26 protein-coding genes are annotated in these 26,220 nt (G+C 65.1%); 19 read left to right on the top strand and 7 right to left on the bottom strand.

All coding sequences use genetic code 11. The features are described from left to right. Window positions 1-5: 5 nt before the first annotated feature. The gene (locus ACFQX9_RS26295) at window positions 6-884 is read left to right on the top strand and encodes a DMT family transporter (RefSeq protein ID WP_377791037.1); all 879 of its coding nucleotides are present in this window, start codon (window positions 6-8) and stop codon (window positions 882-884) included. Here ACFQX9_RS26295 and ACFQX9_RS26290 read toward each other — a convergent pair. Together ACFQX9_RS26290 and ACFQX9_RS26285 are read right to left on the bottom strand one after the other, a co-directional pair. Further along, entirely contained in the window at window positions 881-1,072 is a 192-nt protein-coding gene (locus tag ACFQX9_RS26290; protein WP_085353412.1) for a hypothetical protein, read from the bottom strand. The genes ACFQX9_RS26295 and ACFQX9_RS26290 overlap by 4 nt on opposite strands. 31 nt (window positions 1,073-1,103) lie before the next feature. Then, complete coding sequence (locus tag ACFQX9_RS26285) at window positions 1,104-2,261, bottom strand: MFS transporter (protein WP_018458391.1); 1,158 nt, start codon at window positions 2,259-2,261, stop codon at window positions 1,104-1,106. A 184-nt stretch (window positions 2,262-2,445) separates the two neighbouring features. Between ACFQX9_RS26285 and ACFQX9_RS26280 the strand changes: the two genes are divergently transcribed. Continuing rightward, complete coding sequence (locus ACFQX9_RS26280; protein WP_026233569.1) at window positions 2,446-3,705, top strand: adenylate/guanylate cyclase domain-containing protein; 1,260 nt, start codon at window positions 2,446-2,448, stop codon at window positions 3,703-3,705. A gap of 114 nt (window positions 3,706-3,819) precedes the next feature. On the opposite strand, the gene ACFQX9_RS26275 is transcribed toward ACFQX9_RS26280, so the two are convergent. Further along, the gene (locus tag ACFQX9_RS26275; protein WP_018458389.1) at window positions 3,820-5,064 is read right to left on the bottom strand and encodes an MFS transporter; all 1,245 of its coding nucleotides are present in this window, start codon (window positions 5,062-5,064) and stop codon (window positions 3,820-3,822) included. A gap of 167 nt (window positions 5,065-5,231) precedes the next feature. Here ACFQX9_RS26275 and ACFQX9_RS26270 point away from each other — a divergent pair, with 167 nt between their 5' ends. Continuing rightward, window positions 5,232-6,584 (top strand): Nramp family divalent metal transporter, encoded by a 1,353-nt coding sequence (locus ACFQX9_RS26270; protein WP_018458388.1) that lies wholly within the window; start codon window positions 5,232-5,234, stop codon window positions 6,582-6,584. A gap of 121 nt (window positions 6,585-6,705) precedes the next feature. Here the strand turns inward: ACFQX9_RS26270 and ACFQX9_RS26265 are convergent, their stop codons facing one another. The 3 genes from ACFQX9_RS26265 to hemB form a co-directional block, all read right to left on the bottom strand. Continuing rightward, window positions 6,706-7,482 carry an arginyltransferase gene (locus tag ACFQX9_RS26265; RefSeq protein WP_018458387.1) on the bottom strand — a complete coding sequence of 259 codons (777 nt, stop codon included), beginning with the start codon at window positions 7,480-7,482 and terminating at the stop codon, window positions 6,706-6,708. Between the two features lie 149 nt (window positions 7,483-7,631). After that, on the bottom strand, window positions 7,632-8,171 hold the full coding sequence (locus tag ACFQX9_RS26260; protein WP_007611123.1) for an RDD family protein: 540 nt from the start codon (window positions 8,169-8,171) through the stop codon (window positions 7,632-7,634). Window positions 8,172-8,516: 345 nt separating this feature from the next. Beyond that, entirely contained in the window at window positions 8,517-9,578 is a 1,062-nt protein-coding gene (hemB, locus tag ACFQX9_RS26255) for a porphobilinogen synthase (RefSeq protein ID WP_018456862.1), read from the bottom strand. Window positions 9,579-9,700: 122 nt separating this feature from the next. Between hemB and ACFQX9_RS26250 the strand changes: the two genes are divergently transcribed. The 16 genes from ACFQX9_RS26250 to ACFQX9_RS26175 all read left to right on the top strand — a co-directional run bounded on the left by ACFQX9_RS26250 (window position 9,701) and on the right by ACFQX9_RS26175 (window position 25,122). Further along, window positions 9,701-10,198, top strand: coding sequence for a DUF6163 family protein (locus ACFQX9_RS26250; RefSeq protein WP_007611119.1), 498 nt, complete (start codon window positions 9,701-9,703; stop codon window positions 10,196-10,198). Window positions 10,199-10,604: 406 nt separating this feature from the next. After that, window positions 10,605-11,123 (top strand): transcriptional regulator LdtR, encoded by a 519-nt coding sequence (ldtR, locus tag ACFQX9_RS26245; RefSeq protein ID WP_018456861.1) that lies wholly within the window; start codon window positions 10,605-10,607, stop codon window positions 11,121-11,123. A 202-nt stretch (window positions 11,124-11,325) separates the two neighbouring features. Then, complete coding sequence (locus ACFQX9_RS26240; protein WP_026233256.1) at window positions 11,326-11,562, top strand: hypothetical protein; 237 nt, start codon at window positions 11,326-11,328, stop codon at window positions 11,560-11,562. 37 nt (window positions 11,563-11,599) lie between these two features. Further along, entirely contained in the window at window positions 11,600-11,821 is a 222-nt protein-coding gene (locus tag ACFQX9_RS26235) for a hypothetical protein (protein ID WP_018456859.1), read from the top strand. 247 nt (window positions 11,822-12,068) lie between these two features. Further along, a complete protein-coding gene (gene glyA, locus ACFQX9_RS26230) occupies window positions 12,069-13,367 on the top strand; it encodes a serine hydroxymethyltransferase (protein WP_018456858.1) in 1,299 nt (432 codons plus the stop codon). Window positions 13,368-13,396: 29 nt separating this feature from the next. Further along, window positions 13,397-13,879 (top strand): transcriptional regulator NrdR, encoded by a 483-nt coding sequence (gene nrdR, locus ACFQX9_RS26225; protein ID WP_007603426.1) that lies wholly within the window; start codon window positions 13,397-13,399, stop codon window positions 13,877-13,879. Further along, a complete protein-coding gene (ribD, locus tag ACFQX9_RS26220; RefSeq protein WP_085357405.1) occupies window positions 13,876-15,024 on the top strand; it encodes a bifunctional diaminohydroxyphosphoribosylaminopyrimidine deaminase/5-amino-6-(5-phosphoribosylamino)uracil reductase RibD in 1,149 nt (382 codons plus the stop codon). The genes nrdR and ribD overlap by 4 nt, the downstream gene beginning before the upstream one ends. Next, window positions 15,024-15,647, top strand: a complete 624-nt coding sequence (locus tag ACFQX9_RS26215) for a riboflavin synthase (protein ID WP_085383906.1) — start codon at window positions 15,024-15,026, stop codon at window positions 15,645-15,647. Before ribD ends, ACFQX9_RS26215 begins: the two co-directional genes overlap by 1 nt. Before the next feature lie 72 nt (window positions 15,648-15,719). Beyond that, window positions 15,720-16,211, top strand: a complete 492-nt coding sequence (gene ribH, locus ACFQX9_RS26210) for a 6,7-dimethyl-8-ribityllumazine synthase (RefSeq protein WP_018456854.1) — start codon at window positions 15,720-15,722, stop codon at window positions 16,209-16,211. 2 nt (window positions 16,212-16,213) lie between these two features. After that, on the top strand, window positions 16,214-16,711 hold the full coding sequence (gene nusB / locus ACFQX9_RS26205; RefSeq protein ID WP_007611091.1) for a transcription antitermination factor NusB: 498 nt from the start codon (window positions 16,214-16,216) through the stop codon (window positions 16,709-16,711). A 176-nt stretch (window positions 16,712-16,887) separates the two neighbouring features. Further along, window positions 16,888-17,886: a thiamine-phosphate kinase gene (gene thiL / locus ACFQX9_RS26200; protein WP_026233255.1), complete on the top strand. Its 999-nt coding sequence runs from the start codon at window positions 16,888-16,890 to the stop codon at window positions 17,884-17,886. A gap of 235 nt (window positions 17,887-18,121) precedes the next feature. Further along, a complete protein-coding gene (locus ACFQX9_RS26195) occupies window positions 18,122-20,242 on the top strand; it encodes a sodium-translocating pyrophosphatase (RefSeq protein WP_026233254.1) in 2,121 nt (706 codons plus the stop codon). A 650-nt stretch (window positions 20,243-20,892) separates the two neighbouring features. After that, the gene (locus ACFQX9_RS26190) at window positions 20,893-21,801 is read left to right on the top strand and encodes a class I SAM-dependent methyltransferase (protein WP_377791036.1); all 909 of its coding nucleotides are present in this window, start codon (window positions 20,893-20,895) and stop codon (window positions 21,799-21,801) included. Further along, on the top strand, window positions 21,798-23,348 hold the full coding sequence (locus tag ACFQX9_RS26185) for an amino acid adenylation domain-containing protein (protein WP_377791035.1): 1,551 nt from the start codon (window positions 21,798-21,800) through the stop codon (window positions 23,346-23,348). Before ACFQX9_RS26190 ends, ACFQX9_RS26185 begins: the two co-directional genes overlap by 4 nt. A 35-nt stretch (window positions 23,349-23,383) precedes the next feature. Beyond that, window positions 23,384-24,862, top strand: coding sequence for a hypothetical protein (locus tag ACFQX9_RS26180; RefSeq protein WP_377791034.1), 1,479 nt, complete (start codon window positions 23,384-23,386; stop codon window positions 24,860-24,862). Continuing rightward, entirely contained in the window at window positions 24,859-25,122 is a 264-nt protein-coding gene (locus tag ACFQX9_RS26175; protein WP_085353407.1) for an acyl carrier protein, read from the top strand. The genes ACFQX9_RS26180 and ACFQX9_RS26175 overlap by 4 nt, the downstream gene beginning before the upstream one ends. Window positions 25,123-25,195: 73 nt before the next feature. Here ACFQX9_RS26175 and ACFQX9_RS26170 read toward each other — a convergent pair whose 3' ends face one another. Beyond that, the gene (locus ACFQX9_RS26170; protein WP_026233252.1) at window positions 25,196-26,197 is read right to left on the bottom strand and encodes a tripartite tricarboxylate transporter substrate binding protein; all 1,002 of its coding nucleotides are present in this window, start codon (window positions 26,195-26,197) and stop codon (window positions 25,196-25,198) included. Window positions 26,198-26,220 lie beyond the last annotated feature (23 nt).

The raw sequence follows: 26,220 nt of genomic DNA, 5'->3' as shown, positions 1-26,220 counted from the left end.
CGATTGTGGGTGAGTGGGCCGGGGTTGCGATCGCGCTGGCGTCGAGCAGCCTTGGCGGCACTGCCGCGGCGATCACCCGCTATCTGGTCGGCGGCGCCGATCCGATCCTGCTCGCGATCCTGCGCTGGGGGATCGGCTTTCTCTGCCTGCTGCCGTGCGCGCTTCTGCTCGGCGTGCGCTGGCCGCAGCGGTCCGACTGGCCGGCCGTGGCGCTGCTCGGCATCTGCTTTTTCGGCGTGTTCTTCATCCTCTACAACATCGCGGTGTCCTACACGACCGCCGCGCGCGCCAGTCTCGCGCTGGCGACGCTGCCGCTCCACACCATGGTGGTCGGCGCCATCCTCGGCGTCGAGCGGCTGACGGCGCGCAAGATCACCGGCGTCGGCATCGCGGTGCTCGGCGTGGCGGCGGCACTGGCCGCGGGCCTGGCGCAAAGCCCGCCCGAGGCCTGGCGCGGCGAGCTGATCATGACCGGTGCCGTGTTCTGCATGGCGTTCTACAACGTGCTGTCGCGCCCGCTGATGCAGCGCTCCAGCCCGCTCGGCTTTCTCACGGTCGGCATGGGAGCAGGCGCCGCCGTGCTGGTGCTTGCGAGTATCGTGAAGGGCAGCTTTGCAGCGCTGGGGCAGTTCACGACGGCGCAGTGGATTGCCGGCATCTATCTCGGCATCGGCGGCGGTGCGCTCGCCTTCATCCTCTGGGTCATGGCGCTGGCGCGCGCGACGCCGACCCGGGTCGCCAATACGATGACGGTCAATCCGATCGCCGCCACCTTGCTCGCCGCGCTGCTGATCGGCGAGCCGATCACGCCAAATCTACTGATCGGGCTGGTCGCCGTGTTCGCCGGCATCTGGATCGCGACCGGCGAAACGAAGCCGGCCTAGGTGCGCGGTGCCGTGACCGGCGGCGGGCTCGCTTCCGGCGCCTTCTTCGGTTTCAGCGAGCCGGCGTAGAAGGAGATCAGCCAGACCAGGATGACGGCGAGGAGATAGACACCCCAGGCCTGCGGCGGCGTAGTCGCCCAGCGCAGGAGGCCTTTGAATGTGCGGGGTGGGCGCGTGTCTTCGGTCATGCTGCGCTTGTGCGCGAAAGCTCCGGCCCGGTCAATCCGGCCGCGGTTGCGCGCGGATCATGAACAGCGCGGCCAGCGCCGAGAGGCTGAGCGCGGAGGAGACGATCAGCACCTTGGCGCCCATGACGTCGATGAGCAGGCCAAAGGCCAGCGGCGCCACGGCCTGCGCCATCCGTGCCGGCGCGCCGATGATGCCGAGGCGATAGCCGAAATCCTTGGGGCCGAAGATCGACAGCGGCAGCGTGCCGCGCGCGATGGTCAGGATGCCGTTGCCGGAGCCGTGGAATAGCGCAAACGCACTGGCCGCGGCGCCGCCGAAGATCGCCACGACCACCGCGCCGATCGGGTGAGTGAGGCAGGCGAGCCGCGTCGACCACAGCGGATGAAAGCGGCTGAGGAAGCCTGCCTCCAGAACCCGTGCGGCCACTTGCGCGGGGCCGATCAGCGCACCGGCCGCGATCGCCTCGACCGGCGTCGCGCCGGTTGCCTCCAGGATGCGCGGGAAATGCGCGGCCATCGCGCCGGTGACGGTCCAGACCGCGGCAAAGATGAAGGCGAGCAGCACCATGGTGCGGTCGAGCGGCAGATGCGGCTTCGCCGCTGTCGCCGCTGCTTGCTTGGCGCCCTTGATCGTCGGCAGCAGGAAGAAATTGAGCGGCAGGCCGATCAGGATATTGGCAGCGGCCCAGGCGAAGCAGGTGTCGCGCCAGCCAAAATGCGACAGGCCCCAGGCGGTGAGCGGCCAGCCGACGGTCGATGCAAAGCCCGCCATCAGCGTGATGCCGGTGATCGGCCTGCGCGCCTCGGTGCCGTAGATGCGCCCGAGCGCGGCGAAGGCGGCGTCGTAGAGACCCATCGCCATGCCGATGCCGAGCACGAGCCAGGCCATTGCCATCACCGCCACCGATTGCGAGAGGCCGAGCAGAACGAGGCCGGCGGCGATCGTCAGGTTCGACACCGAGAGGACCTGCCGGCCGCCGACCAGATCGATCTGTCGCCCGATGCGCGGCCCGAGCAGCGCCGAAATCACCAGCGAGGCCGAGAACGCGCCAAACACCCAGTTGGAGGAGATACCGAGATCGCGCGCCATGGGATCGGCGAGCAGCGCCGGCAGATAGTAGCTCGAGGCCCAGGCCAGGGTCTGCGTGGTACCGAGCGCCAGGATGATCGGAAGCTGGCGCTGGCTCATATCCCCGTATTTCTGATCGGCGGTGTCATCATTCGCATTTGCCGCCCGAGGCGGGAGCGCGTCAACAGCGTCCGCGACATATGCGACCTGCCGCGGGCGGGAGCCTTGGCCGTGAGCGGAGCTTTGGCGACGCAAGCTCCGCGCGCCGCCTTTCGCTCGTCACGAATGCACGCCATAATGGCGCATGCAATTGACCTCTCGCCTTGCGCTGATGAACTGGTTGGCCGGCCAGGGGCTCACCGGCCTGCCCGAACCCGAACTGCTGCGCGGCTTCTGCGAGCGCTGCCGCGCCGAGGGGCTGGAACTCTCGCGTGGCCTTGTCGTCATCGATACGCTGCACCCGATCTACGAGGGTCGCGCCTTCCGCTGGAGCGATACACCGACCAACGAGAGCGACGTCGTCGAATACGGCTCGACGGCCGAGGGCGACGCGGCCAACAATTGGCGCCGGTCGGTTTTCTATCATTTGCTCGAGCACGGTCACGACGAGATGGTGATCGACCTCGCCGACGCGCCCTCGCTCGATTTTTCGCAAATCGGCGAGCTCGCCGAAACCGGTCATCGCCATTTCCTGGCCTTTGTGCACCGCTTCGGGGAGACCGGAGCGCTGGGGCAGATGGACTGCCTCTACTCCTCCTGGACAACGCGACGCGACAGCGGCTTCGCCGACGCCGAACTCGCCGCGCTGCGCGATCTCGTGCCGGTGCTGGGGCTCGCGATCAAGTCGGCGCAGCAGGTCGACATCGCGCGCACGCTCGGCCGCGTCTATCTCGGCCGCGATGCGTCAGAGCAGGTCTTGAGCGGACGTATCTCGCGCGGCGTCACCGAGCGCATCAACGCCGTGCTGTGGTATTCGGATCTGCGCGGCTCGACCGGAATCAGCGAGAGCATCGGCCCCGACGAGATCATCCCGTTCCTCAACGACTATGCGCAGGCCGTGATCGACGCGATCCACGACGCCGGCGGCGACGTGCTGAAGCTGATCGGCGACGGCGTGCTTGCGATGTTCACCGGTGAAGACATGGCGCATGCCCGGCGCGCGGCGCTGCGCGCCGAGCATCTGTTCCGCAAGAACGTCGCTGCGCTGAACCTGAGGCGGGGCGCGGAGGGCCGTCCCACCACGTCCGCCTATATCGGCCTGCATGTCGGCGAGGTCTTCTACGGCAATATTGGCAGCGAGGACCGGCTCGACTTCACCGTGGTCGGTCCGACCGTGAACGAGGTCAGCCGCATCGCCTCGATGAGCCGTTCGGTCGATCGCGAGCTGCTGGCATCGGCAGAATTCTACAAGGGCCTCGACGCCGCCGGCCGCCGCTATCTCGTCTCCACAGGCCGCTACGCGCTGCGTGGCATCGGCCGTGCGCAGGATCTCTACACGCTTGATCCGGAGGTGGACGCGAGCGAGCCGGTGACAGGCAGCTACGAGCGGTATCTGGCGAACTAGGCTGGCTGCTTCAACATACTCCGTCATTGCGAGGAGCTCTTGCGACCAAGCAATCCAGACTGTCTCCGCGGACGGATTCTGGATTGCTTCGCTTCGCTCGCAATGACGGTGCAGCTAACACCGCGCCACCGCCTCATCGCCCACCATGTCCGGCTGCCGGTCCAGCGCCACCGCGGGCGAGAGCCAAATGACCAGCGCCTGCACGCCGAACACGGCGGCGGCGAGATAGAGGCACGCTTCGGCGCTCCACAGGCCGCCGACGATCGCACCCAGCGCCGAGCCGACCGGACGGGCGCCATAGCTCATGATGTTGATGGCGGAGACGCGGCCGAGCAGGCGAGGCGGCGTCACCGACTGGCGCAGCGTCGTGGTCGAGATCACCCACAGGATCGGCCCGACGCCGAGCAGAAAGAAGCTCAAGGCCGCAAGCCAGGGCGAGGGGACCAGCACCGTCAGCGCCATCACCACCGCCGCGACGAAGCCGGTAACGGGGCCGAGGCCGACGACCGTGCCGAACGCGATGCGCTTCATCACCCGCGTCGCGAACAGCGCGCCGATCACCATGCCGACACCGTACATCGTCAGCACGGTGCCGACGCCGACCGCGTTTAGGCCGAGGTGACGTACGGCATAGGGCACGAACACCGCGATCTGCAGGAACCATCCGGTGTTGAAGATGAACTGGGTGATGAACACCGGCCGCAGCAGCGGATGATGAAACACGAAGGCCGCGCCTTCGCGGATGTCCTGAAACGGATGCCGCCGTGGCGCCGGCGTGCGGGCGGGCTCGTAGATGCCGGAGAGCAGCACGACGGCGATCGCGGACAGCGCGGCCGCAAAGCCGAAGGCCGGGCTCGCGCCCCACCAGCCCACCAGCGCGCCGCCGAGCGCAGGGCCGCTGGCGAAGGCGATGGTGCGTGCGAGCTCGATCCGCGCATTGGCCGCCGGTAGCAGGTCCGAACTCACCAGCGAGGGCACCAGCGCCGGCGCGGCCACGCTGTAGACGACGGTGCCGCACACGGCGGCAAAGCCGAGCAGCGCCAGCAGCGGCAGATTGAGCGCGCCGAGCGCGAGCAGCAGCACGATCGCTGCAAGGGCCGCGGCCCGCAGCGCCTCGGCGCCCGCCATCAGCGAACGGCGGGAGATGCGGTCGGCCAGCAGGCCGGCGGGGATGGCGAAGAGGACGAAGGGCAGGGTCAGCGCGGTCTGGAGCAGGCCGGTCTGGCCTTCTGCCACGCCGAGCGTCAGCACCGCGACGATGGGGGCCGCGGCCAGCGCGATCTGTTCGGCCGACTGTGCCGCCAAATTGGACCAGGCGAGGCGGTTGAATGTCTCGGGGAGGCGCGGGGGAATTGACATGGCTCGTTTCCTGCAAAGTCGGGTTGGCGCCAGTATCCGCCTCGGGAGGCTCCCAAACCCACCCGCTTCCCGACAGGGGCGACACATAGCGACCGCCGAGGGACCGACGCGGCTAGATGCAGTTGCAAATGAGTTGCAATAAGGCTCGACTTCGGTATTCTCGCCGCATGGATGCTCGCTCTCCCGATCTGACCCGAGATGCTGCCGGCTGGCGCAATGACGCGCCGATGACAAAGAGCCTGGCCGAGGTGAATGCCTCGGTCGCCCTCCCCATCGCGGGGGTGTGGTGGCGGCGCCTGCTCGCCTTCGTCGGCCCGGGCTATCTGGTCTCGGTCGGCTACATGGACCCCGGCAATTGGGCGACGGATCTCGCCGGCGGGTCCAAGTTCGGCTACACGCTGCTCTCCGTCATCCTGCTCTCGAATTTGATGGCGATCCTGCTGCAATCGCTGGCGGCACGGCTCGGCATCGTCACCGACCGCGACCTCGCGCAGGCCTGCCGCGGGACCTATTCGCCGGCCGTCAACTTTCTACTCTGGCTTGCCTGCGAGGCGGCGATCATCGCCTGCGATCTCGCCGAGGTCATCGGCACCGCGATCGCGCTCAAGCTGCTGTTCGGCATTCCCCTGATTGGCGGCGCGCTGATCGCCGCGCTGGATGCCTTTTTGCTGCTCATCCTGATGAATCGGGGCTTCCGTTTCCTCGAAGCCTTCGTCATCGCGCTGCTCGTCGTGATCGCAGTCTGCTTCACCGTCCAGCTTGCCGCGGCAGCCCCGCCGGTCGCCGAGATGCTGAGGGGATTTGTGCCGAAGACCGAGATCTTCACCAACCCCGAAATGCTCTACATCGCGATCGGCATCATCGGCGCCACCGTGATGCCGCATAATCTCTATCTGCACTCCTCGATCGTGCAGACGCGCGCCTATGAGCGCAACGACGAAGGCCGGCGCGAGGCGATCAAATGGGCGACGACGGATTCGACCATCGCCCTGATGCTGGCGCTGTTCATCAATGCCGCGATCCTCGTGGTGGCTGCTGCAACCTTCCACAAGAGCGGCCATTCCGACGTCGCCGAGATCGGCCAGGCCTTCGAGCTGCTGTCTCCGTTGCTCGGCCTCGGCATCGCCTCGACGCTGTTCGCAGTGGCGCTGCTCGCCTCGGGCCTGAATTCAACGGTGACGGCGACGCTCGCCGGCCAGATCGTGATGGAGGGCTTTCTCGACCTGCGCCTGCCGAGCTGGGCGCGGCGGTTGCTGACCCGCGGCATCGCGATCATTCCCGTGATCGTCGTCACCGCGATCTATGGCGAGCGCGGCACGGCTGATCTGCTGGTATTCAGCCAGGTCGTGTTGTCGATGCAATTGCCCTTCGCCGTCATCCCGCTGGTCCGCTTCGTCTCCGACCGCCGCAAGATGGGCAAGTTCGTCATACCGGTATGGGTCGCGGCGATCGCGTGGATCGTCGCCGGCATCATCGTGGTTTTGAACTTGAAGCTGCTCGCGGACACGCTGTTCGGGTGACCACACCACGGCTGTCGTCGTCCGGCTTGACCGGACGACCCAGTATTCCAGAGACAGTAGTGACTGAGCCGAGGCGCCGCGGCGTACTGGATGCCCCGCTTTCGCGGGGCATGACGGAGAGCTAATCCTGCGGCTCGGACGTCGCATCGCCTTGCGCGTCGATGCGCAGCCAACCTGACGGCGCGAGGCGCTGCTGCGGCAGGAAGCGGGCCTTGTAGTCCATCTTCTTGGAGCCCTCGATCCAGTAGCCGAGATAGACGTAAGGCAATCCCTGCCGCCGGGCGCGGGCAATGTGGTCGAGGATCATGAAGGTGCCCATCGAGCGGCTGACTTCGCCCGGCTCGAAGAACGAATAGACCATCGACAGGCCGTCGCTGAGCACGTCGGTCAGCGCCACCGCGATCAACTCCTCGCCGCGGCCGGTGATGCCGCTGTCGGGACCGCGCTTGCGGTACTCGATGATACGGGTCTCGACGTGGCTGTCCTCGACCATCATGGCGTAGTCGAGCACGGTCATGTCGGCCATGCCGCCATGGCGGTGACGGGAATCGAGATAGGCGCGGAACACCGAATATTGCTCGGAGGTCGGCACCGCGCTGCGCTGCTCGCCGATGATGTCGGCGTTGCGCGCGATGACTTTGCGGAAGTTGCGGGAGGGGCGGAACTCGTTGGCGATCACCCGGACCGAGACGCAGGCGCGACACTGGTCGCAGGCGGGACGGTAGGCGATCGACTGGCTGCGACGAAAGCCGCCATGGGTCAGGAGGTCGTTGAGGTCACCGGCGCGCTCACCTACGAGGTGCGTAAACACCTTGCGCTCGTGCCGGCCCGGCAGATAGGGGCAGGGGGAGGGCGCCGTGAGGTAAAATTGTGGGGTGTCGCGCGAGTGCTGGGTCAAGGGACGTCGTGGGCCTCCAAAATGTGCATCAGCATCGCGCTACGAAAGCCCCCGGTCAATCGGTCTACTCGGCAGGTCAGATCGGACAGCATAGCGGGTCCAGGTTGATAGGTCCTTGATCCGGGTTCGTTGATCAGCAGGTCCTTTGATCAGTAGGTTCTGGCGCCCTGAGGCACCGGCGCGCGAACGGAGTTGTTGATCACGACCGTTCCCAGCACGAAATCCTGCAGCAAGCGCCTGCGGCCGTTGAACAGCCCGACCAGCACCACGAAGGGCGACAGGAACGAGACGGTCACCCAGAACAGCACGGCGTGGGTGGCGCCGAGCACGAAATAGCCGGGCGCGCCGTACCAGGTGCGCAACTCAAGATCCATCACGCGCATGCCGATGGTCGCGGACGACGGACCGCCGATGCAGGCGCCGTAATAGACGATGGCCCAGATCACGGAGGCCGGCCAGGCCAGCCAGAACAGCGCCCAGCCGATGCCGAGCGTGACCACGCCGAACACCGCGATGAAGAGGTAGCCGAGGATCACCGGCACCGAGATCACAACCATGTCGATCAGGAAGGCGAAGACCCGCCGCGTCGCAACGCCGCGGAACAGTTCCGGATGCAGATAGGGATCGTAGGCATGTGGCTGCGCCCCACCGTCATTGCGCCAGGCATTGCCCGAGTCCGAATACGACATGACCATTCTCCCGAGGGAAACTCCCGTGGCAGGACTCCCGTGGAAGGACATGGGAACAGGCCGTCCGCGTGCCAAGGGCGCCGAGATTAACAAGCCGAAATATTCCGGCGATTCGGGGGCGGCGGAGGCGGGAGGAAAGGACGCGGCGCCACACCCTCAGTGTCGTCCTGGCGAAAGCCAGGACCCATTACCCCAGGGACAAGCTTGGCGAAAACTGGAAGTTAGTACGTTCGCCGGTATCGATACCGCGTGCTCTCGCTAGATCACCCGGTATGGGTCCTGGCTTTCGCCAAGACGACGATTAGAGACAGGGGCGCTCGGCCTTCGCCGGGACGACCTTGGGGCCTACCCCTGCGTCCGCAGCTTCTCCGCCGCCTTCGGTGCGAAATAACTCAGCACACCGTCGGCGCCGGCGCGCTTGAAGGCGAGCAGGCTCTCCATCATGGCGCGGTCGCCGTCGAGCCAGCCGTTGTTGGCGGCGGCCGCGATCATCGCGTATTCGCCGGACACCTGATAGGCGAAGGTCGGCATCGCGAACGTGTCCTTCACGCGACGGACGACGTCGAGATAGGGCATGCCGGGCTTGACCATCACCATGTCGGCGCCCTCGGCGATGTCGAGCTCGACCTCGCGGAGCGCCTCGTCGGTGTTGGCGCTGTCCATCTGGTAAGTGCGCTTGTCACCGGTGAGCGTCTTGGCCGAGCCGATGGCGTCTCGGAACGGGCCGTAAAAGGCGGAGGCGTATTTTGCGGCATAGGCCATGATCTGCACGTCGAGCAGGCCGGTGCGATCCAGGCCCTCGCGGATCGCGGCAACGCGGCCGTCCATCATGTCGGAGGGCGCGATGATGTCGCAGCCGGCTTCGGCCTGCACCAGGGCCTGACGCACGAGCACAGCGACCGTCTCGTCGTTCAGGATCTTGCCGTCGGAGATCAGGCCGTCATGGCCGTGGCTGGTGAAGGGATCGAGCGCGACGTCGCAGAGAATGCCGATCTCGGGGAATTCCTTCTTGATCGCGCGCACCGCCTGGCAGACCAGATTGTTCGGGTTGGTGGCTTCCGAGCCCTCCTCGTCGCGCAGGGACGGATCGGTGTAGGGAAACAACGCGAGGCACGGGATGGTGAGCTTCATCGCCCGCTCGGCGTCGCGCACGGCCTGGTCGACACTGAGACGCTCGACACCCGGCATCGAGGCGATCTGCTCGCGCTTGTTGTTGCCGTCGATCAGAAACAGCGGCCAGATCAGATCGTCCGTCGTGAGCACGTTCTCGCGCACCATGCGCCGGGCCCATTCGGCCTTGCGGTTGCGGCGCGGGCGGACGGTCAGATCGAGGGCAGGGGAGGCCCCAGTGCCATCCCGGCGCGAGACCTCGCGCAACTCGATCGGACGTCCGTATTTGATCGCCATTACTTTTCCTCCGGCTGGAATTATTCTTATACCAGCTCGCATGGTTCCCGTCACCGCGGGTTGACCTGTCGCAAAAGATGGCAGCCGATTGATTTTGCGGGGCAAAGCAGCCAGAAGGGGGCATGTCCGAGATCTCCACCCGCGATGCGGCCCGCGACAGCACCAGGGATGCCGTCCGAGACAATGCCAGAGACAGCGCCATGTCGGTGGCGGCGATCTCGTCGGAGCGGGCTGAATCCGACGACAATGTCTGGACGCGCCGGCTCGTGCTGTTCCTGCGGGTGATGGCGCTGCTCTCGATCCTCAAGGGCCTCTATCATTGGGCGCAGGTGACGGGCTTCGTGGGCGGCGAGGACGAGGCCTTCGAGAACCAGTCGATGGCCTGGCAGGCCTCGACCATTTACTTCGCCGTGATCGAACTCGTTGCCGCGGTCGGGCTGTGGCTGGCGACGCCTTGGGGCGCCGTGGTGTGGCTGACGACCGTGGTGTCGATGGCGGTGATCGAGCTGATGTTCCCGGGCATCTACGGCGGCAGCCTGGTCGTGGTCGGCGTCGAAGCCTTCATGCTGGCGGCCTATCTCGCGCTCGCCTGGATGGCCGCACGCGAACGACCGCCATAGCAAACTCTCTTGCCCCGACTCTGCGCTCGGCTTCGCTGTGCTGGTCCGGGACACGAGATTGTCGCGCTTGGTTGACGGCTGGTTGCGTAAAATTCGACGTAAGTTTTCGCTAACCAGCGTGTTCCGCCACAGCTCTTACGCGGCCGTTTCGAAACGGGTCGGGGCTGTTCTGGAATGCGACAATCGGGGCGGACGGAGGGTGAACAGGACCTTGCGAGAGTCAACAGACTGTTGCGAAAAGTGCTTGTGGGACAGGCTTAATCCGCAATTCACTGTCTTAAATTCATGATCTCTTTATTCTCTTATTTAAGCCGATCTTCAAACGAGCCCCTTAAGTTGCACCTATCAGACGGGACACAAGTTTCGTCGAATGAGTGTCGATAAAAACGACAACAGGGGAAGTGTCATGATGAAAGCCGTCGCAACTGCGGCAGATACCGCAGAGCGCGTCTCCGGCCAGCAGGGTTCGGTGCAGACGCTCTATCTGGAAGCTTTGACTCTGGTGGAGCGGCTGCATCGCCGGCTGCTCGACGTCATCAAGGACGAGTTCGATCGCCGCGGCCGTGCGGACATCAACTCGGTGCAGGCGCTGCTGCTCTACAACATCGGCGACAAGGAGCTGACCGCGGGCGAACTGCGCACGCGCGGTTATTACCTCGGCTCCAACGTTTCCTACAATCTGAAGAAGCTCGTCGAGCTCGGCTTCCTCGACCATCAGCGCTCGCGCGTCGATCGCCGCTCGGTGCGCATCCGCCTGACGCCGCAGGGCCAGGAAATCCGCCGCATCGTCGACTCGCTCTACCAGAAGCACGTCAAGACGGTCGAACAGGTCGGCGGCATCTCGGGCGAGGAGTTCTCGACCCTGAACAAATCGCTGCACCGCCTCGAGCGGTTCTGGACCGACCAGATCCTGTATCGTCTCTGAGTTCTTTTCGACGGGACAAGGCCAAGCCGGCCCGCAACAAGACCGGCAAGCCTCCCGAACGTGCCTGAGCTTCCCCAAGCGCGCCGGCCCGGCTGTGTCCGGACCGGTGCGTTTTTCCATTTCGCGGTTGCGAAAAAAATCCCCGACACCAGGGAACGAGTTCCCGGTTCGATGCTTATCTCCTCCGGATCGGAGGCTGACGATGCTGGTCGAGCGTGGCGTGGGGGTGATGAACGTGGAACTCGTGAGCGAGGCCTACGCCATCGCCGCGAACTATCTTCGCCGCTCCGGCGCGATCCGGGACACCCTCGTCACCGACGAGCGCCTGCTCGAGATCGTCATCAAGTTGCTCCAGCACGGCGAATTCAACAAGATCAGGCTGGCCAACAAGGCCATTGTCAGGTTCGAGGCGCAGTCCGAGGCCAAAGCGGTTGCCTGATCTCAACTCCCAAACGCGGCAAGAACCAGAGGGTGCCATGGAAGCTGCCATCGACCGGATCATGCATACCTACGATTTGCTCGCCAACCGCACGTCTGCGGCGAGCGCGGAGGCGCGGGAAAAGGTCACGAACTACATCACCACCTTGATGGAAGCCGGCGAGAAGGACACCCACAGGTTGACGGTTTGCGGCCTGACCTATCTGCGGCAGCTCGACGGCAGCGTGGATCCCGTGAAGGCGGGGTATACCGGGCTGTAGAGGCCGGCCGCTCGCACCCGCGCGGCCTTTCGAGGCCAAAGCGGACCTTTCCTGGACATGGACGCCGGATACCACCCCGTCATCCAAATCCTCCGATCCCACCATATCTTGCATAAATCACAGGTCCGACCCGCAAACCCTTGGCCTGTTGCGGGCGATGTGGTAGATCGCGCTCGCCGCTTCCGATCGCCACACCAGACCCGCCCGTAGCCCGCCAAAAGGCTGCGGCGGTGGAGATATTCGCAAGATGACCTTCGCCAAAACCGCCTCCGCGCCCGATTCGTTTTTCACCGCCTCGCTCGAGCAGGCTGACCCGGAAATCGCAGCCGCCATCAAGGGCGAGCTCGGCCGCCAGCGCCACGAGGTCGAGCTGATCGCCTCCGAGAACATCGTCAGCCGTGCCGTGCTGGAAGCGCAGGGTTCGGTGATGACCAACAAATACGCGGAAGGCTATCCGGGCGCGCGCTACTACGGCGGTTGTGAGTGGGTCGACGTCGCCGAGAACCTCGCGATCGATCGTGCCAAGAAGCTGTTCGGCGCCAACTTCGCCAACGTGCAGCCGAACTCCGGCAGCCAGATGAACCAGGCGGTGTTTCTGGCGCTGCTTCAGCCCGGCGACACCTTCATGGGCCTCGATCTCGCGGCCGGCGGCCATCTCACCCACGGCTCCCCGGTCAACATGAGCGGCAAGTGGTTCAAGGCCGCGCACTACACCGTGCGCCGCGAGGACCAGATCATCGACATGGACGCGGTCGCCAAGCAGGCCGAGGAGGTCAAGCCGAAGCTGATCGTGGCCGGCGGCTCGGCTTATTCGCGCGCCTGGGACTTCAAGCGCTTCCGCGAGATCGCGGACAGCGTCGGCGCGTATCTCCTGGTCGACATGGCGCACTTCGCCGGTCTCGTCGCCGGCGGCGTGCATGCCTCGCCCGTGCCTCACGCGCACATCACCACCACCACGACCCACAAGTCGCTGCGCGGTCCGCGTGGCGGCCTGATGCTGTGGAATGATGAGGCGCTGACCAAGAAATTCAACTCGGCGATCTTCCCGGGCCTGCAGGGCGGCCCACTGATGCATGTAATCGCGGCCAAGGCGGTCGCCTTCGCCGAGGCGCTGCGGCCGGACTTCAAGGTCTATGCCAAGAACGTCGTCGAGAACGCCAAGGCTCTGGCGGAGGCGATGAAGGGCCACGGGTTCGACATTGTCTCGGGCGGCACCGATAATCATCTGATGCTGGTTGACCTCCGGCCGAAGGGCCTGAAGGGCAACGCCTCGGAGAAGGCGCTGGTTCGCGCCGCCATCACTTGCAACAAGAACGGCATTCCGTTCGATCCCGAGTCACCGTTCGTCACCTCCGGTATTCGTCTGGGCACGCCGGCTGCGACCACCCGCGGCTTTGGTGTCGCTGAATTCCAGCAGGTCGGCGGCATGATCGCCGAAGTCCTCAACGCGATCGCGCAGTCCGACGACGGCAAGGCGCCGCTGGTGGAAGCCGCGATCAAGGAACGGGTCAAGGTGCTCACCGACCGTTTCCCGATCTATCAGTAAGGCTCAAGAAAACCGGTCAAGGTCAACGGATGCGCTGCCCGAACTGCAACAGTCTCGATACGCAGGTGAAGGACTCGCGTCCGACCGAGGACTCTTCCGTGATACGCAGGCGGCGCGTGTGCGTCGCCTGCAATTTCCGCTTCACCACCTTCGAGCGCGTGCAGCTGCGCGAGCTCACGGTGATCAAGCGCAACGGCCGCCGCGTGCCGTTCGACCGCGACAAGCTGATGCGCTCGGTGTCGATCAGCTTGCGCAAGCGGCAGGTCGAGCCGGAACGGGTGGAGAAGATGGTCTCCACCATCGTGCGCGAGCTCGAGACCGGGGGCGAGGCTGAAATCTCCTCGGAGGTGATCGGCGAGACCGTGATGGAGCATCTGCGCACGCTCGACGACGTCGCCTATGTCCGCTTCGCCTCGGTCTACCGCAATTTCCGCGAGGCCAAGGATTTCGCCGACGTGCTCGGCGAGCTCTCCGGCGAGGAGGAAGCGCGGCTCGCCGCGATTCGCAAATGATCTTCCGCATCCTGGAGGATCAATTCGCGCAGAAGGCGCGCGAGTCCAGGGATGCCGACCGGCGCTTCATGGAGCTTGCGCTGGCGCTCGGCCGGCGCGGGCAGGGAAGTACCTGGCCCAATCCCGCCGTCGGCGCCGTCATCGTCAAGGACGGCGTGATCGTCGGCCGCGGTTGGACCCAACCTGGCGGACGGCCGCATGGCGAGCCTGAAGCGCTGCGGCGCGCAGGCGAGGCCGCGCGAGGCGCCACGCTCTACGTCACGCTGGAGCCGTGCTCGCATTTCGGCAAGTCGCCACCGTGCGCGGACGCCGTGATCGCCGCCGGCATCAAACGCGTGGTGGCCGCGATCGAGGATCCCAATCCGGAAGTCGCCGGTCAGGGCCACGCACGCCTGCGCGCCGCCGGCATCATGGTGGATGTGGGTCTGTGCGCGCGCGAAGCCGCCTTCGATCACGCCGGGCATTTCCGTCGCATCAGGGATCGCCGCCCGCATGTGATCCTGAAGCTCGCGGTCTCGCCCGACGGCAAGATCGGCGCGGCCGGCGGCAAGCCGGTCGCGATCACCGGCGAGGCGGCGCGCAACCGGGTGCATCTCCTCCGCGCGCAAAGCGACGCCATCCTAGTCGGCATCGGCACCGTGCTGGCGGACGATCCGCAGCTCGACTGCCGCCTGCCGGGCATGGCGGTGCGCTCGCCGGTGCGGGTGGTGCTCGACCAGAATCTGCGTATTCCCGGCGCAAGCAGGCTCGTGGGCTCCGCGCGCGAGATTCCGCTGTGGGTGGTGGGTTCTGAACTCGCGGAGGCCGCGGCCGCCACGCGGCTCGGTGCGGCCGGTGCGCAGGTGATCCGCGTGCCGCCCGGCAATGCCTCGGGACTCGATCTTGCGGCCGTACTGCATGCATTGGCCGGCAAGGGCATCACGCGGCTGATGGTCGAGGGCGGCAGCCGCGTCGCGGCGTCCTTCATCGCCGCGGACCTCGTTGACGAGATCTGGCTGTTCCACGGCGCGGAAGCGGTGGGCGCCGACGGGGTGGATGCGCTCGCTGCATTGCCCCTGTCGAAAATCACGCAGTCGCAGGCCTACAAGGTTCATGCTAGCGAGACCTTCGATCAGGATACTCTCACCATCTACGAGCGCGCGTGATGTTCACCGGCATTGTCACCGATATCGGCGAGATCGTCGGCTTCACGCCGACGGCGCAGGGCCAGTTGCACCGGCTGCGCATCGCCTGCCGCTACGAGCAGACCACCATTGCGGACGGCGCCTCGATCGCCTGCAACGGCGTCTGCCTGACGGTGGTTGCTTCCGGCGTCGAAGGCGGCAAGGACTCTGCTCAAAAGACCTGGTTCGACGTCGATGCCGCGGCCGAGACGTTGGCGCTGACGACCGCAAAGCATTGGAGGGTCGGCACCAGGCTCAATCTCGAGCGTGCGCTCAAGATCGGCGACGAGCTTGGCGGGCATATCGTCGCCGGCCATGCCGATGGCATCGCGACCCTCGTCAGCCGCGAGGACCTGCCCGACATGGCGCGGTTCGAGCTCTCCACGACGCGGGAGCTGGCGCGGTTCATCGCGACCAAGGGCTCGATCACGCTCGACGGCGTCTCGCTGACGGTTAATACGGTGAAGGACGTGACCTTTTCGGTGCTGATCATCCCGCACACCCTGACGGTCACGACGATCGGCGGCTGGAAGGCGGGAGATGAGGTCAATATCGAGGTCGATCTGATGGCCCGCTACGCGGCGCGGCTGACGGAAATGAAGTGACGGCGTCTTTAAACTTGGCTTACCCGCTGGTGGCGACTACATAGCGCCAACCCCTGTGGAACGGATTTGACGATGGCAGACGCGCGGCGCGCACCCCTGAAGGACCAGACCGACGTTTCCGGCGCACGCGCGCTGATCGTCGAGGCGCGGTTCTATGACGATCTCCAGGACGCGATGCTCGAAGGCGCGGTGGCCGAGCTGAAGGCGGCCGGTCTGACCCACGACGTCATCACGGTTCCCGGTGCACTGGAGATTCCTGCGGCGATCGCCATCGCGGTTGACGCCGCGGCGACCAATGGCAAGCCCTATGATGCCGCGATCGCGCTCGGCTGCGTGATCCGTGGCGACACCATCCATTTCGAGATCGTCTCGCAGGAATCCTCGCGCGCGCTGATGGACCTGGCGGTGGCGCGAAAGCTGCCGCTCGGCAACGGCATCCTCACCGTCAACACCGAGGCGCAGGCCTGGGCGCGGGCGCGCGCCAGCGAGCTGAACAAGGGCGGCGATGCCGCGCGGGCCGCGATTGCGATGCTGCGCATAAAGCGCCGGCTGGCGCGGGCTTGATCATGGCCGATAACAACAAGAAGCCGCCGGCCGGCACGGAGAAGAAGGCGAACCGGCGCGGTGCGGCGCGGCTCGCAGCCGTACAGGCGCTGTACCAGATGGATATCGGCGGTGCCGGCATCAACGACATTTTTGCGGAGTTCGAGAGCCACTGGCTCGGCAACGAGGTCGAGGGCGACACATATCTCCCGGCGGAAGCGGCGTTCTTCCGCGACGTCGTCTCCGGCGTCGTGCGCGACCAGAAGAAACTCGATCCGCTGATCGACGAGGCGCTGTCGAAGGGCTGGCCATTGAAGCGCATCGAAGCGATCCTGCGCGCGGTGCTGCGGGCAGGGGCCTACGAATTGGAACACCGCAAGGACGTGCCGGGCCGCGTCGTCGTGTCCGAATATGTCGACGTCGCCAATGCCTTCGTCGACCGCGAGGAGACCGGCATGGTCAACGCGGTGCTCGACCAGATCGGCCGCCAGTTTCGCGGTGACGAGTTCGGGCGGGGGTGAATTGAGGCGCAGGGCGGTGAATTGATGCGATGTGGCTGCCCCATATTCCGCCGTCATCACCCGCGAAGGCGGGTGATCCAGTACGCCGCGGCCTATCGATGTCACACGATCGTCTCTGGAATACTGGATCGCCCGGTCAAGCCCGGCGATGACAGCGAAGTGTGTGGCTGACGCTGATGACAAACCCGCACAATCCCTCCGCCGAAGACTCCCTCATCGCGCGCTATTTCAAGCCGCTGGCGACTGATCCCGGCGCCTTGGGGCTGGTGGACGATGCCGCCATCCTGCAGGCGCTCGGCAGCGACATCGTCGTCACCACCGACGCGGTGGTCGAGGGCGTGCATTATCTTGCCACCGATCCGCCCGATACCATCGCGCGCAAGGCGCTGCGGGTGAACCTGTCCGATCTCGCCGCCAAGGGGGCCGTGCCGGCCGGCTTCGTGCTGACATTGGCGCTGCGCAGCAAGGAAGACGCTTGGCTCAGGCCGTTCGCGGACGCGCTCGGCGAGGATGCGAAAACCTTCGTCTGTCCGCTGCTCGGCGGCGACACGGTGTCGACGCCGGGGCCGCAAATGATCTCGATTACCGCCTTTGGCCGCGTGCCGCAGGGGCGGATGGTCGGCCGCACCGGCGCCCAACCGGGCGACCGTATCCTGGTGACGGGGACGATCGGCGACGCCGCGCTTGGCCTTGACGTGCTCAAGGGCGGCGCGGTCGCGAATGCGCTGGCCTCCGATCCGCACGCGCGCGAGACGCTGATCTCGCGCTATCGCGTGCCGCAGCCGCGCAATGCTCTCGCGCAGTCCGTGCGTGACCATGCGACGGCTGCGATGGATGTCTCCGACGGCCTTGCTGGAGATCTGACCAAGCTCTGTGCGGCATCAGGCGTCTCGGCCACGATCGACGTGACGAGCGTGCCGCTCTCGGCCGCTGCCGCCGGCCTGATCGCAGGCAAGGTCGTTTCCGTCGAGACGCTGCTGGCCGGAGGGGACGATTACGAGGTGCTGTGCACCGCTCCGCCAGCGCAAGCCAACGCGCTGATTGCCTTGGGGCGTGCGGCAGGCCTTGCCGTCACGGCCATCGGCACGATCGTCGCGGGCCATGAGCGGCCGCGCTTCCTGGACGGGCAGGGCCAGGAGCTGGTCTTGAAGCGGCTCTCCTACAGCCACTTCTAGGAATTGCTCCAAACCGGCGTCCCGGCTGCCAAGACAGGCTAAATACCTGCCGAGATCGGCTTTTCGGCCTTATCTGGCGTTGCACCCTCAATTTGATTTTGGCAAGGTCGTGACCGACTAAGGCCGCGCCTTCGGGCAAGGAGCGGCCTTCTTCAAAATCAAGGCGCCGCACCGCACGACGGAAAACAAAAGGCGCCGGGGGTACGTTCATCAAGGATCTGAGGCAAAAAATCACATGACAGCATTATGGTTGATTGTGCTCTGCGGAGTGCTTTCCGTCGTCTACGCGATCTGGGCGACGTCTTCGGTGTTGAGCGCGGATGCGGGGTCTCCGCGCATGCAGGAAATCGCGGCAGCGGTGCGCGAAGGCGCCCAGGCCTACCTGCGGCGTCAATACACCACGATCGGGATGGTCGGCATCGTCATCTTCGTGCTGCTTGCCTATTTCCTGGGACTCTACGTCGCGATCGGTTTTGCCATCGGCGCGATCCTGTCGGGGGCGGCCGGCTTCATCGGCATGAACGTCTCGGTCCGCGCCAATGTGCGCACCGCCCAGGCGGCGACCACGTCGCTCGCAGGTGGTCTCGAGCTCGCCTTCAAGGCGGGCGCCATCACCGGCATGCTGGTGGCGGGTCTCGCGCTGCTTGGCGTGACCCTCTATTTCGGCTTCCTGGTCCATTCGCTGAAGCTTGCGCCTGACAGCCGCGTCGTCATCGACGCCATGGTGGCGCTCGGCTTCGGCGCCTCGCTGATCTCGATCTTCGCTCGTCTCGGCGGCGGCATCTTCACCAAGGGTGCGGACGTCGGCGGCGACCTCGTCGGCAAGGTCGAGGCCGGCATCCCCGAGGACGATCCGCGCAACCCGGCCACCATCGCCGACAACGTGGGCGACAATGTCGGCGACTGCGCCGGCATGGCCGCCGACCTGTTCGAAACCTATGCGGTGACCGCGGTCGCCACCATGGTCCTGGCGGCGATCTTCTTCGCCAAGACGCCGATCCTCGCCGACATGATGACGTTGCCGCTCGCCATCGGCGGCATCTGCATCATCACCTCGATTATCGGCACCTTCTTCGTGAAGCTCGGGCCGAGCCAGTCGATCATGGGCGCGCTTTACAAGGGTCTGATCGCAACCGGCGTCCTCTCGCTGGTCGGCATCGCCGGTGTGATCCATTACCTGATCGGCTTCGGCAAGCTCGCCGGCGTCGACTATACCGGCATGGCGCTGTTCGAGTGCGGCGTGGTCGGCCTTGCCGTCACCGCGCTGATCATCTGGATCACCGAATACTACACCGGCACCGACTATCGTCCGGTGAAGTCGATCGCCCAGGCCTCGGTGACCGGCCACGGCACCAACGTGATCCAGGGCCTCGCCATCTCGATGGAAGCGACCGCGCTGCCCGCGATCGTCATCATCGCCGGCATCCTGGTCACCCACAGCCTCGCCGGCCTGTTCGGCATCGCGATCGCGACCGCCACGATGCTGGCGCTCGCCGGCATGGTCGTCGCGCTCGACGCGTTCGGTCCGGTGACCGACAACGCCGGCGGTATTGCCGAGATGGCGGGCCTGCCGAAGGAGGTTCGCAAGTCGACCGACGCGCTCGATGCAGTCGGCAACACCACCAAGGCGGTGACCAAGGGCTACGCGATCGGCTCCGCCGGTCTCGGCGCCCTGGTGCTGTTCGCGGCCTACAACGAGGATCTCAAGTTCTTCATTGCGGACTCCGCGCACCACGCCTACTTCGCCGGCGTCAAACCGGACTTCTCGCTCAACAATCCCTACGTCGTGGTAGGCCTGTTGTTCGGCGGTCTCTTGCCGTATCTGTTCGGCGCGATGGGCATGACCGCCGTGGGCCGCGCGGCGAGCGCGATCGTCGAGGAGGTCCGCCGACAATTCCGCGAGAAGCCGGGCATTATGCAAGGCACCGACAAGCCGGATTACGGCAAGGCGGTCGACCTTCTGACCAAAGCGGCGATCAAGGAAATGATCATCCCCTCGCTGCTTCCGGTGCTGTCACCGATCTTCGTCTACTTCGTGATCTATGCGATCGCGGGGGGCGGGGCGGCCGGCAAGTCGGCGGCGTTCTCGGCGGTGGGCGCGATGCTGCTCGGCGTGATCGTGACGGGCCTGTTCGTCGCGATCTCGATGACCTCGGGCGGGGGCGCCTGGGACAACGCCAAGAAGTACATCGAAGACGGTCATTTCGGCGGCAAGGGCAGTGACGCCCACAAGGCGGCCGTGACCGGCGACACCGTCGGCGATCCCTACAAGGACACGGCCGGCCCGGCGGTGAACCCGATGATCAAGATCACCAACATCGTGGCGTTGCTGCTGCTGGCAGTCCTCGCGCACTGAGGTAGACGTTGCTGAACGAAGACCCCGCGGCGCAGGCCTGCGGGGTCTTTCTTTGCGTGTGTGCTGCCGGAGGCCGGCGCATCATCTGAACATGAAACCCGCCCGGCGGGACGCGGAACGCAACAATCCGGTCATCAGAGCGATCCATCGATGCCGAGGGCGTAAGCCGCCCGAAAATGTGCACCCTACGCGTGCGCACATTTAGGGTTGCTTAACCGGCCGAGTTCTAGAAATACGAGAGACTGTCAGCGGCATCTTAGGGAGCTCCGCAGCACGCGTGTGGTGCTCCGCGCGCGGCGCGCTCTCGACATGCTCAGGGGTTCGCTGCCCGCCGCGAGAGGGAGGTTCCGTTGCCTGCACGGCCTGTGAACGAGATTGAGCGGGCATTGATGGCGCATCCGGGCGTGGCGGATGCTTTCCTCAGCGCCGAGCCTGGCCACGGCGGTCAGTCCGAGGTCGCTTTCGTCGCAATTGACCCCGATCATCTGAGCGCCGGCAAGGCGAAGCATCTCCAGGCCGAGTCGGATCGCAGAGTTGCGCAATGGCGTCGCGCTTTCGATCAAGCATATCGCCATGACGCCGACGGTGTTGTGCCGTCATTCGTCGGTTGGACCAGCAACTTCACCAACAGGCCCATTCCCGAACCCGATATGGTCGATTGGCTCGATCATACGATCCTGCAAATTCGTGCTCTTGGCGCAAGGCGGTTGTTGGAGATCGGGTGCGGCGTCGGCTTGCTCGTCGAAAAGCTCGCGCCCGGCTGTGACGTATATTGCGGGACCGACCTCTCGCCGGTGGCCGTTCAGCGGCTGCGTGCGTTCGCGCAGTCGAAGCCCGAGCTTCGGCATGTCGAGTTTCTAGAGCGGGAAGCCGCCGATTTGAGCGGCTTGCCGCTGAATTCGTTCGATGCAGTGGTGCTAAATTCGGTCGTGCAATACTTTCCCGGCATCGAATACCTGCACTTAGTCTTGGAGCAAGCCGCAGGCCTGGTGGCTCCTGGGGGGCACATCTTCGTCGGCGACGTTCGTAACCTCGAGCTCCTGCCGGTCTTCCATCGCGAAGTTCAATCCGCGAAAGTTTCGGGAGCCACGGATGCCGCGCTCGCGCGAAAGATCTTCCTGTCGATCGCCCAGGAGCGCGAGTTGGTGATCGACCCCCGCTACTTTCAGGGTATTTTCGGATCCATCCCGCGGATATCGGGTGCGGAAATCCTGCTCAAGCGCGGATCAAGCTACGAACTGACCCGCTATCGCTACGACGTGGTGCTGCGTGTCGATCGCGAAGCTGCTTCAGCTGACAGCGGGAACAGCAGCCTCGTGCCGGACATGAAGCAAGGGGAAAGTGAGGGCAGGCCGCTGGCGACCGATCCGATGGCCGCCGCGTTCCTTCAGCATCTCGGCATGGAGCTCGGGGACGTGTTGCAGGCCCAGTTTCCGGAGGCGAAATTGCCGGCGGCCGTGATCGCGCTCAACCAGCGAGATTTTGCCGAGATCGTACAGGCCTCGTCGAACGCGCCGGGCGATCGCGGCGACAATGAATTGGTCGAGGCGTCGGTATGACCGCCCATAATCTGGCGCTGCATTTCGAAGAGACCGTTGCGTCCTCGCCGGACGCCGTCGCCCTGTTGTGCGAAGGCGACAGCTTTGCCTTTTCGGAGCTCAACCGGTTGGCAAACCGGTTGGCGCGTTGGTTGACATCGCGGGGCGTCAACAAGGGCGCCGTGGTGTGCCTTGAATTGCCGAAAATCGCCGAGGCCTATGCGCTCGCGATCGCCTGCATCAAGATCGGAGCACCCTATGCCTTCCTCGATCCTGCGGCCCCCGAGGAACGTGCCCGGCTGATGCTGGAGCGATGCCGGCCCGCGCTGATCGTCAGCGTGCGCGAGGGAGCTGGGCCGCGGACATTGATCGGCGATGCAATTGCCCGGGCTGCCTTGCATCATGCCCTGTCGCAGCTTGAAGACGACAATCTGCCGCTGACATCCCTGATCACCGGGGCCGATCCGGCCTATGTCATGTTCACCTCGGGATCGACGGGCGAACCGAAGGGCGTGGTCATCCCCCATCAAGGGGTGCTTCACCTGATCGCCTGGGCGAAGAGCGATCTTGGAATTGGACCCGGTGACCGGCTGACGAATGTCAACCCGATCTATTTCGACAATTCGGTCTTCGACATCTATGCCGGCTTCCTGAACGGAGCGGCGGTCGTCGCGCTGGACGCGCAGAAGGGGCGGCCCCCTGCAGAGCTGGTGTCGGAGATCACCAAGCATCAGTGCACGTTCTTCTTCGCCGTGCCGACCCTCTTCATGTTCCTGGACTCCATGCACCTTCTGAGCCCGAATTGGCTGCCGAGCGTCAGCCGGTTCATGTTCGGCGGTGAAGGGTTTCCGCTGGCCCGGCTTCGTCGGTTCCACGACGCGTTTGCCGGCAAGGCGAAGCTGATCAATTGCTACGGCCCGACCGAGACGAGCTGCATTTGCAGCGGTTTCGAGATCGTCGAATCCGTTTTTGAGACCAAGGACGGGTTGGCGCCACTGGGGCGGCTCAATCCCAATTTCAGCTACCGGATCCTGGACGAAGAGATGAAGCCGGCGCTTGCGGGCACTGCCGGCGAGTTGTGGCTGGGAGGCCCTGGGGTAGGGCTCGGCTACATCAACAACCCGCAAGAGACCGCCCGCCGTTTCCGTCAGGACCCTCTGATCGACGGCTATCGGTCGATCCTCTATCGGAGCGGCGACCTCGTGGAGTCCGACCTTGAAACCGGCATCCTGCGTTTCCGCGGTCGCGCGGATAATCAGGTCAAGCTTCGGGGGTATCGGGTCGAGCTGGAGGAGATCGACCACGCGCTGATGGCGTGCAGGGGAATAACCCGTGCGCTCGCCGTGGTGCAGCACGACGCCAGTGGCGCCAGTCGGCTGCTGGCCGCGTATTCGGGTGCAAGAATGGCGGAAAGCGATCTGCGCCAGCACTGCACTGCGCACCTTCCCGCCTACATGGTGCCGGGCCGGTTCATCTGGATGGAAGACATTCCCGTCAATGCCAATGGCAAGGCAGACCGGCGCTCGGTAGCGTCACTGCTCGGCGAAGCTGTTACAAGGGCCTCGTAGATGCAACAGCTCGTAATGATCGCGCGCGTTGTCCGATGAGTGTTGAAAGCCAGCCCTACGGCTACGCGCCATCGGGTCTTCCTGCGAAGCCGTCGTGGCGGTTGATCCCCAAGATCGATCGGGACCCGAGGCTCGTGGCGGGGGTCCAGGACATCGGTGGCCGCGTGCTGCTCTGCTGCGCGGTCGGACTGCTCGCGGTTTTGTTTCGGCAGATAGGTATCGATTTTTCAGCGGCGGGACTCGCGCTGGTGTGCGCCTATGCCGGCCGGTACCGGCGCGTCCTGATCTTGCTCGCAACCTTGTTGCTGCTCTATCGCAGCGGCTTCCTGATCGACCGCGGTTTTCTCGAACGGCTGACGATCGACGAAGGCGTCGGCGACCGGATCCATCAGCCGCTGCTGGAAGCGGTCATGCTGGTCGTCGTGTTTGCGCTGTTCGCGGGCCTGCTGATCATGCAGGGGCCAGGGACGGTGGTCTTCCGCCGCCCGACGCTCAGCCTGTTGCTGGCGTTCCTGGCACTCGTCGCGCTGACGCAGGCCACGATGATGGCCGGCCTGCCGCGTGTTCTGCTGTGGTCGTTTCTGATGACGTTCCAGCCCTATTTGTGGTTTCTTGCCTATGGTTTGGCCGATGCGGGCAGGAAGCGATCTCCGGTGTGGCGGCACCTGAGCGTTTTCCACCCCTTCTGGGGATCGTCGCTGACGCCGTTCGGGAAGGGGCTGTCTTATCTCGACCGCTTCGAGGCCAAGACACCCGAGGAGCTTGCAGTGACGCAGCTCAAGGGCCTCAAGCTTGCGGTCTGGATCCTTGTGCTCGCCATCGTCAGAGTCTGTCTCGTCGAGATCGTCCACGGACGTTTGCAGCTTCCAATGTTCGACGACAACCTGCTGCAATATCTCGCGCGCCATCCCTGGCCGCGTTTCGTCGGATGGGCGAGCCTCGTCAGCTTCTTCGTCGAGGACTTGCTGAGCATGACCGTGTTCGGCGGCGTCATCATCGCCACGGCGCGACTTGCCGGCTTTCGCCTGCTGCGCAACACCTACCGGCCTCTGGAGTCAACGACGCTCGCGGAATTCTGGAATCGCTACTATTTCTATTACAAAGAACTGCTCGTCGACCATTTCTTCTACCCCACCTTTGTTCGCTGCCTCCGCGGCCATCGGCGGCTTCGCATGTTCTTCGCCACCTTTGCCGCGGCCTGTGTCGGCAACCTGCTGTTTCACTTCATCCGCGATATTCATTTCGTCGGCGAAATGGGCCTTTGGCGTGCCGTGGTCGGTCAGCAATCGCACGCGTTCTACACGTTTGTCCTGGCCATCAGCGTCGGGCTCTCGCAGATGCGCCGCGCCCCACAACTGGCGCCGCGAGGATGGCTGCGTGGCCGCTTGCTGCCTTGCCTGTGGGTGTCGAGCTTCTTTTGTCTCATTCACGTCTTCGATGCGCCGCTCGACCGCGAGCATTCGCTCGGGCAACGCGCCGAATTCCTGTTCTATCTCCTGGGAGTCTCGACATGACCACGAATGAAGTCAGATCGCAGATGCGACGCTACATCGTGCAGCGGCTGCTGATGAAGGGCGACAGCGCGCCGCTTGGTGACGATGATCTGCTGTTCACCAGCGGCCGCCTCGATTCGCTCGACGCGGTCGAGCTGATCATGAGCATTGAGACCGACCACGGGATCAACTTCTCCGACATCGGCTTCGATTTGACGCGCCTGGACTCGATTTCGGCGATTGCCGCTTTGGTGGGACAGCCGTCGGCCGAGCTTGCATAGCAACCGAGGGTCGCCACGCACTCAACGCGAAAGCGGCGGCCCGGCGCTGCATGTTGGTCCGCGGATGCGAAGGCTACTGCACGTCCATCTGCAGCCCTTCCTTCTGGATGATGCCGGCGAACTTCTTCGTCTCGGCGTCCACGAAGGCGGCAAACTGGTCGGGCGTGCCGTAGTCGGCGCGGGCCCCCATGGCCAGGATGTTCTTCTTGATGTCGTCGCGCTCGAGCATCGCCTTCACTTGAAGGTTGAGCGCTTCGAGAACGGCGGGCTGCACACCCTTCGGCAGGAACACCGAGAACCACGACGAGACGTCGAAAGCCGCAAGCTCCGGCGCGCTCTCGCGCATGGTCGGCAGGTTCGGCGCGAGGTCGCTGCGCTCCGTCGTGGTGACGCAGAGGCCGGTGAGGGTGCCGTTCTGTACCTGCGGCAGGCTCGGATAGAGGTTGTCGAACAGGATCTGGATGTCGCCGGCGAGCGCCGCCTGGAGCGCGGGACCGGCGCCGCGGAACGGGATGTGCGTCATCTTCAGCCCGGTGAGCTGCAGGAACCAGGCGCCGGTGAGGTGAGGGCTCTGGCCGACGCCTGAGGAGGCGTAGCTGAGCTTGTCCGGATTGGCCTTGAGATAGGCGACCAGCTCGGCGATCGACTTGATGCCGGTCTTGGGATGCGCCGAGACGATGTTCGGGATCCGGATCATGTTGGAGACCGGCTGGAGCTGGTCCGGCTTGTAGGTGAGGTTCTTGAAAATGCTGTAGGCGATCGCGTTCGGGCCGGGATTGCCGATCAGGATGGTGTGGCCGTCCGGCTTGGCGCGGACCACCTCGGCCGTGCCGATCGTACCGCCGCCGCCGGACCGGTTTTCCACCACGGCCGATTGGCCCCAGGCGGCCTGCAGATGCGCCGCCAGAAGCCGACCCATCACGTCGGTCGAACCGCCGGCGGCAGCCGGCACGACGAGGCGGACGTTTTCGGTCGGCTTCCAGTCCGCCAAGCTCGATCGCGGCAGGATCGCTGCGGCCGAGATAGCGGCAGCGCCAGTGAGCACGCGACGGCGGGACAGCAATTGATTGGGCACGAATCCACTCCCTGCATCTTATT

Source organism: Bradyrhizobium sp. GCM10028915 (assembly GCF_042666195.1).
Taxonomy (GTDB): Bacteria; Pseudomonadota; Alphaproteobacteria; order Rhizobiales; family Xanthobacteraceae; genus Bradyrhizobium; species Bradyrhizobium canariense_D.
Note: the sequence above shows the minus strand (reverse complement) of the source record. Positions and strands in the feature narration are given on the sequence as shown.

Coding starts and splice junctions, on each gene's coding strand:
- ACFQX9_RS26290 (WP_085353412.1), bottom strand. CDS start 1,072: ATGACCGAAGACACGCGCCCACCCCGCACATTCAAAGGCCTCCTGCGC.
- ACFQX9_RS26285 (WP_018458391.1), bottom strand. CDS start 2,261: ATGAGCCAGCGCCAGCTTCCGATCATCCTGGCGCTCGGTACCACGCAG.
- ACFQX9_RS26280 (WP_026233569.1), top strand. CDS start 2,446: ATGCAATTGACCTCTCGCCTTGCGCTGATGAACTGGTTGGCCGGCCAG.
- ACFQX9_RS26275 (WP_018458389.1), bottom strand. CDS start 5,064: ATGTCAATTCCCCCGCGCCTCCCCGAGACATTCAACCGCCTCGCCTGG.
- ACFQX9_RS26270 (WP_018458388.1), top strand. CDS start 5,232: ATGGATGCTCGCTCTCCCGATCTGACCCGAGATGCTGCCGGCTGGCGC.
- ACFQX9_RS26260 (WP_007611123.1), bottom strand. CDS start 8,171: ATGTCGTATTCGGACTCGGGCAATGCCTGGCGCAATGACGGTGGGGCG.
- hemB (WP_018456862.1), bottom strand. CDS start 9,578: ATGGCGATCAAATACGGACGTCCGATCGAGTTGCGCGAGGTCTCGCGC.
- ACFQX9_RS26250 (WP_007611119.1), top strand. CDS start 9,701: ATGTCCGAGATCTCCACCCGCGATGCGGCCCGCGACAGCACCAGGGAT.
- ldtR (WP_018456861.1), top strand. CDS start 10,605: ATGATGAAAGCCGTCGCAACTGCGGCAGATACCGCAGAGCGCGTCTCC.
- ACFQX9_RS26240 (WP_026233256.1), top strand. CDS start 11,326: ATGCTGGTCGAGCGTGGCGTGGGGGTGATGAACGTGGAACTCGTGAGC.
- ACFQX9_RS26235 (WP_018456859.1), top strand. CDS start 11,600: ATGGAAGCTGCCATCGACCGGATCATGCATACCTACGATTTGCTCGCC.
- glyA (WP_018456858.1), top strand. CDS start 12,069: ATGACCTTCGCCAAAACCGCCTCCGCGCCCGATTCGTTTTTCACCGCC.
- nrdR (WP_007603426.1), top strand. CDS start 13,397: ATGCGCTGCCCGAACTGCAACAGTCTCGATACGCAGGTGAAGGACTCG.
- ribD (WP_085357405.1), top strand. CDS start 13,876: ATGATCTTCCGCATCCTGGAGGATCAATTCGCGCAGAAGGCGCGCGAG.
- ACFQX9_RS26215 (WP_085383906.1), top strand. CDS start 15,024: ATGTTCACCGGCATTGTCACCGATATCGGCGAGATCGTCGGCTTCACG.
- ribH (WP_018456854.1), top strand. CDS start 15,720: ATGGCAGACGCGCGGCGCGCACCCCTGAAGGACCAGACCGACGTTTCC.
- nusB (WP_007611091.1), top strand. CDS start 16,214: ATGGCCGATAACAACAAGAAGCCGCCGGCCGGCACGGAGAAGAAGGCG.
- thiL (WP_026233255.1), top strand. CDS start 16,888: ATGACAAACCCGCACAATCCCTCCGCCGAAGACTCCCTCATCGCGCGC.
- ACFQX9_RS26195 (WP_026233254.1), top strand. CDS start 18,122: ATGACAGCATTATGGTTGATTGTGCTCTGCGGAGTGCTTTCCGTCGTC.
- ACFQX9_RS26190 (WP_377791036.1), top strand. CDS start 20,893: ATGGTCGATTGGCTCGATCATACGATCCTGCAAATTCGTGCTCTTGGC.
- ACFQX9_RS26185 (WP_377791035.1), top strand. CDS start 21,798: ATGACCGCCCATAATCTGGCGCTGCATTTCGAAGAGACCGTTGCGTCC.
- ACFQX9_RS26180 (WP_377791034.1), top strand. CDS start 23,384: ATGAGTGTTGAAAGCCAGCCCTACGGCTACGCGCCATCGGGTCTTCCT.
- ACFQX9_RS26175 (WP_085353407.1), top strand. CDS start 24,859: ATGACCACGAATGAAGTCAGATCGCAGATGCGACGCTACATCGTGCAG.